Origin of the sequence: Halolamina pelagica, from assembly GCF_900115675.1 — an archaeon.
In the GTDB taxonomy this organism is placed as follows: domain Archaea; phylum Halobacteriota; class Halobacteria; order Halobacteriales; family Haloferacaceae; genus Halolamina; species Halolamina pelagica.
In genome coordinates this window covers 1-4,640 of sequence record NZ_FOXI01000035.1, presented here as the reverse complement: position 1 = coordinate 4,640, position 4,640 = coordinate 1, and the positions used below count along the sequence as shown (strand labels likewise).

Below are 4,640 nucleotides of genomic sequence, written 5' to 3'. Positions count from 1 at the left end.
GCGAGGAATTCGTCGTAGTCCTCCCAGAGAATCGTGCCCTTCGGGGCGACGGCTTCGAGACGTTGACGATGCAGATGGTGTGCGAGTTCACGGGCGAACTCGTGAGGTAGCCGAGACTCCAGCCGCCGCCGTAGAGGAGGCCGCTCGTCGCCGTGACGATGGCCTTCCGGTGTTTCCGGTAGTACTTCGTGATCGATTGTTTGTTCATGGTGTTAGGTGGGCTGGGGCGTGTACCCCTGGTTTTCGATGGTCTGTGCGAAGGCGTCGGGGTCAGCGACGCTGTCGTCGTACTCGATCTCGACGCGGCCGGTCGCGTAGTGGACTTCGACGTGCTGGACGCCGTCGACGTTCGACAGGGCGCGTTCGACGGTACTCGCGCAGGTCGGGCAGTCGAAGTCGAGGACGCGGAATTGGGTTGTGTCGCTCATTACAGTTTGAGGTAGTGCCCGTATCTCAATAAGTATTTTTTAGATGATATGTTTGAATTCGGATACGGGTCGTTGGAACAGTCAAAACGGGCCGTCTAGGGCTTTCGCTATCGCGGGTCCATCCTGTACTCGATACCTCGACAGACACCTACCCGACTCCTGCCCCGCTACCTTTTCCCGCGTGCTCGCGCTCAGTTCTCGTATGAGTGATTCCGATACCGACTACCGTCTCGACGACATCGCGGTGCGAGACACTCGGGTTTCGGACGCCATCGACGAGCCGATGCGGGCGATGATCCTCGATATTCTGGCCGAGGAGGCCCTGACCGCGACCGAGGTCCACGAACGCCTCGACGATCGCGGCGTCGACCGGACGGAGAACACGGTTCGCCATCACATCAACGAGCTCCGGGACGCCGGCCTCGTCGACGTCGTTCGGTTCGAGGAGGGTCGTGGTGGGACGACGAAGTACTACCACGCAAACACGATCGTTCTCTCGTACTCACTACCAGATTCGGCCGACGCCACCGTCGAAGAGATGATCGACGCTGTCCAGCCCCAGATCACGGACGCGCTCACTACACTCACCGACGAGTACGACGACGCTATTGAGGAGATCGTCGCGGATATGCCGCCCTGCGAGCACTGCCAGACCCAGAAGTACGAGACGTATGTGCTTCTGACTGTCCTCCGACGTGCGTTCGTTCGTGCTCACAGAGACTCCTGAGCGAGAAAACTCGGGATTATTGGGATTTCATCAGATACGACACGACACGAAACCACCGGTCGCTGAAGGCTGCGAATTGATCACTCAATTTCTAACTGACTGCTCCCACCGTCCTCCCTATTGTCGTTCTCATCCCATTCGAGTTCGAACTCGATACTCAATTCACCGGGTCCGTCCGTTGGTCCCTCGCGCTCGGCTTTGACCTCGAACGTCGGGCGCGCTGGTGGTTCCATTGTCACGGACTCGGAACCGGATTTGAGTGTGACTGCGTCCCCTTGTTCGAGTTTATCAGCGACGCTACGGAGATACGACGCGATTTCTTCTCGAGTCTGACCACTCTCTGATTTGAACAGGACTTCTTCAGGCATACTGAACGATACGCTGCCTGTACCGATAAGTGAATCCCCTAAATCACCCTCGCTTGAGCCAGAATCATCATACACCAATGTTATCAACAGGGCTGAAACCAACCTCCGGTCACAGTTCCTCAGGTTGCCGTACCGTTGTCCGCCGGTATCCCTCGTACAGAGCTGGTAATCCGAGGGGGAGTGCGAGGAGTCAAAATCCGAGAAGGACATAACTATCTACGTCCTGGTGTCGCATGGCGAGGAGCGTCGCGACGATGCCGAGAAGCGCAATTACGTAGGCTGTAATACTCCAGACCACGTCATATGAGGAGCAGCACAGCCAGCAGACGAACGTGTAGGAGGGGGCATTCCAGGTCGGTGGATGGAGTTTCGGCCAGAAGAATCGACAGTACGTCGTCCAGCCGAGCATCGCCAGCGTGGGAAGTCCCGCGAGCCATGTCGTCGAGCCGAATGGCGTCCGAGCACCGAATCGTCTGTAGCCAGCGAGGAACAACGCCGGAAATCCGAGAATCCACAGCCAGATGCCGATAGTGTATGACACGGGCCAGTGCTCGATCCGTGGTTGCTCGAAGGGAAGTCGGAGCGATTCCGGCAGCGTCGCCCAAGGGAATGAGGGATCAGGGACTGAATTCGTTACGAATGCGATCAGACAGAGTCCCGTCCCGACGAGTAGTCCGTAGAGGCCCAACGTTGTATATCGGCTGAGCCAGGCCGGGAGCGACGGGTGCACCGTTGTGGCATGGCAATCGGGTGTGCCCGTCATTCCTCGAATCAGTCTTACTGTGACTCCGTGTCGCGTTCGAGCGCTTCCCGTCGCTGTTCGTATTCATCGTCGGTCAATTCGCCACGAGCGTACGCGAGTCGGAGTTCTTCGAGTGCCTGGTCTGAGTCGCTCTCACTTCCCGTAATTGCCTGGTAGAGGAGGTAGGCACCGCCGACGAGGGCAGCTAAGAAAAGGAGCTGCATGATGATACCGGCGATAAACATCCAGGTTGGTATCGTCCCGTCTCCCCACATATGGCCGCCCCATGTGCCACCCATCATCGGGCCAACTCCCATCATCCCGAAGCCCATGAAGAACATCGGGAAGAGGACGAACGCACCGATGATAATGAGAACAATCGTGATGAGTCGTGTATCGTCTGTTTTGTCAGGCATATTTTCCCTCCGTGAAATGCGTCTCCAGTTCTCAATACGGGTTCCCTATTCAATGCGATTGTGTCTTCCCTTCTTGTGGTCTACCTCAGAACTACTTTTGATATCCCAGCTTTGCACCAGTTCTGCGTTCGAATCCAATCTCATTCTGGGATTCTTCGCGCTGTCACGCTGACTCATCGGGCTGGACCGTGCTAAGAGAAGGGTTCAGTAATGGGTCAAACCCCGTGCAGTGGTGCTTTTCTGTTTTCATATTTTGACTGGTAGCAGTTTGATGTAGCCGGTTTCGAATCGTAGCCACAAACTCAGTGAATTACCCGCTCGTAGTATCTCATATGAGCACACCACCCGAGCAAACCGGCGTTCGTGAGATCCCGGAATCCAGTCGGGTACCACCGCGTCTCGATCCACTTCCATTTGCTGTGGCAGCAGCTACAGTCGCAGCTGTGATCATGCTTTTACTCGGCCTCTTCGGGGCGATCGGAGTCTACGAAGGTGGGGTCGAAATGATGGAGCAGTGGCATTCGTTCTTCACGCCGACACCCGCTGGGACTATCGCTGGAATCCTTGAAGCAGTGGTCATTACAGGTGTATTCACCTACCTGTTTGCTGAGTTGTACAACCGCTTTACCGGTTCACTCTCATGAAACTCGCTTTATCGGGGCGACTGGCGGGACAGGACGACGTTTGATAACGCAGGCGCTCGCAGCCGATTATGACGTTCGGGTCCTCACCCGAACCCAGCTAAACTCCCGCCAGGTGAGCAGATCACAGCTATCGAGGGAAATGTCTTGGATCCAGGGGCAGTCTCTGAAACAGTCGAGAATACAGACGCCGTGGTTTGCCTCCTCGGGCGGACGCCGAACAACCCACCGGATGTCGTGTCGCGGGGGACTCGGAACATTATCGAGGCGATGGATGACCGGCCAGTCAGCCGATTACTTGTGCTAACATCGATGGGTCTCGGCTCGAGTTCTGAAACGGTTCCGTGGTATGTCCGAATTTCAAACGCAACCGTTCTTCATGATCTGAGGACAGACAAGGCGCGGCAAGAAGAACTTGTTATGCAAAGCGACCTCGACTGGACGATCGTACGGCCCGGTGGATTGACGGACGCACCGCGAACCGGAGAATACGTCCACGGTGTCGATATTGATGCCAGTGCCCGGCCGATTTCACGGGCTGATGTCGCCCATTTTCTGCTTCAAATCCTTCAAGAGGACCTATACGTTCGAGAGACGCCGATAGTCACCAGCCAAGAGAACGCCGATCTCGGATTTTCCTGGATCAGATTGCGACGATTGCGAAGCGACTCAGAACTAGCTGAGACAACAGCTGTACGAGTCCCGCGACTGATTGCGCAAAAGCGAGTTGCTCCCCGGGCGAATTACCTAAAAGGATATCACGATACTGCCACCCCAGAACAATAACGACCAGAAGTGCCACTACACCCTAAATTAGGAAGCTAAAGCCACTTCCATCATATCCGTAGGGAACCGGTAGGTCGGTGGTCTGATCCAACACCAGCAACACCACAGCGAGACCGGCGACAACGAGACCAATCACCCGACTGAGTGGGGAATCACTCCGTTTACCGGGCATAGCTGTACATAGCCGGCGAATCCTTGAAGACTCTGACCCTGAAGACCGGCTGCTCCGTATATCGCGCTGAAGGGTGTGTAAACTGTTCTTTGCCACCCGCTTAGAAGGGGGGACGAGTAGGTCCGGATACTCTGCAGCGAGGGACGCGGTCCGTTCCCACAGCTGCCTGGTACACGATCAGTTGTCCTGCAGGCAGATCGTCGCCCTGATTCGGCCCTCGTACGTGTCGTGGTACGTTTCGACTGCTCTGTTGAATCCCGCAGAAGGCGGCGTGATTGCGTCGCTCTGAAGGCGGAAGCGAAGCGGAAGAGCCGAATGTGTCCAAACTCCTCTTCCGCTTCGTTAAGCAAGCCGCGTCGC

At 56.2% G+C, this 4,640-nt stretch carries 6 protein-coding genes and 2 pseudogenes; 3 read left to right on the top strand and 5 right to left on the bottom strand.

The window, feature by feature from the left end:
* Positions 1-104: pseudogene (locus BMZ83_RS16650) on the bottom strand (transcriptional regulator TrmB); the annotation flags it as partial.
* Between the two features lie 108 nt (positions 105-212).
* Positions 213-428 (bottom strand): heavy-metal-associated domain-containing protein, encoded by a 216-nt coding sequence (locus BMZ83_RS16000; RefSeq protein WP_074880984.1) that lies wholly within the window; start codon positions 426-428, stop codon positions 213-215.
* 202 nt (positions 429-630) lie between these two features.
* Between BMZ83_RS16000 and BMZ83_RS15995 the strand changes: the two genes are divergently transcribed.
* A complete protein-coding gene (locus BMZ83_RS15995; protein ID WP_074880981.1) occupies positions 631-1,155 on the top strand; it encodes an ArsR/SmtB family transcription factor in 525 nt (174 codons plus the stop codon).
* Positions 1,156-1,235: 80 nt separating this feature from the next.
* Here BMZ83_RS15995 and BMZ83_RS15990 read toward each other — a convergent pair whose 3' ends face one another.
* The 3 genes from BMZ83_RS15990 to BMZ83_RS15980 all read right to left on the bottom strand — a co-directional run bounded on the left by BMZ83_RS15990 (position 1,236) and on the right by BMZ83_RS15980 (position 2,681).
* Positions 1,236-1,523: an amphi-Trp domain-containing protein gene (locus tag BMZ83_RS15990; protein ID WP_049986819.1), complete on the bottom strand. Its 288-nt coding sequence runs from the start codon at positions 1,521-1,523 to the stop codon at positions 1,236-1,238.
* 190 nt (positions 1,524-1,713) lie between these two features.
* The gene (locus BMZ83_RS17310) at positions 1,714-2,064 is read right to left on the bottom strand and encodes a hypothetical protein (protein WP_241729609.1); all 351 of its coding nucleotides are present in this window, start codon (positions 2,062-2,064) and stop codon (positions 1,714-1,716) included.
* Between the two features lie 236 nt (positions 2,065-2,300).
* On the bottom strand, positions 2,301-2,681 hold the full coding sequence (locus BMZ83_RS15980) for an SHOCT domain-containing protein (RefSeq protein WP_074880978.1): 381 nt from the start codon (positions 2,679-2,681) through the stop codon (positions 2,301-2,303).
* A gap of 332 nt (positions 2,682-3,013) precedes the next feature.
* On the opposite strand from BMZ83_RS15980, the gene BMZ83_RS17305 reads away from it, so the two are divergent.
* Both BMZ83_RS17305 and BMZ83_RS17500 read left to right on the top strand, forming a co-directional pair.
* Positions 3,014-3,325 (top strand): hypothetical protein, encoded by a 312-nt coding sequence (locus tag BMZ83_RS17305; protein ID WP_241729610.1) that lies wholly within the window; start codon positions 3,014-3,016, stop codon positions 3,323-3,325.
* Positions 3,326-3,427: 102 nt separating this feature from the next.
* Positions 3,428-4,108, top strand: a pseudogene (locus BMZ83_RS17500) (NAD(P)-dependent oxidoreductase); the annotation flags it as partial.
* Between the last annotated feature and the right edge of the window lie 532 nt (positions 4,109-4,640).

Bases quoted from the DNA above. Each gene is read 5' to 3' on its own strand.
- BMZ83_RS16000 (WP_074880984.1), bottom strand. From the start codon at position 428: ATGAGCGACACAACCCAATTCCGCGTCCTCGACTTCGACTGCCCGACC.
- BMZ83_RS15995 (WP_074880981.1), top strand. From the start codon at position 631: ATGAGTGATTCCGATACCGACTACCGTCTCGACGACATCGCGGTGCGA.
- BMZ83_RS15980 (WP_074880978.1), bottom strand. From the start codon at position 2,681: ATGCCTGACAAAACAGACGATACACGACTCATCACGATTGTTCTCATT.
- BMZ83_RS17305 (WP_241729610.1), top strand. From the start codon at position 3,014: ATGAGCACACCACCCGAGCAAACCGGCGTTCGTGAGATCCCGGAATCC.
- BMZ83_RS15990 (WP_049986819.1), bottom strand. From the start codon at position 1,523: ATGCCTGAAGAAGTCCTGTTCAAATCAGAGAGTGGTCAGACTCGAGAA.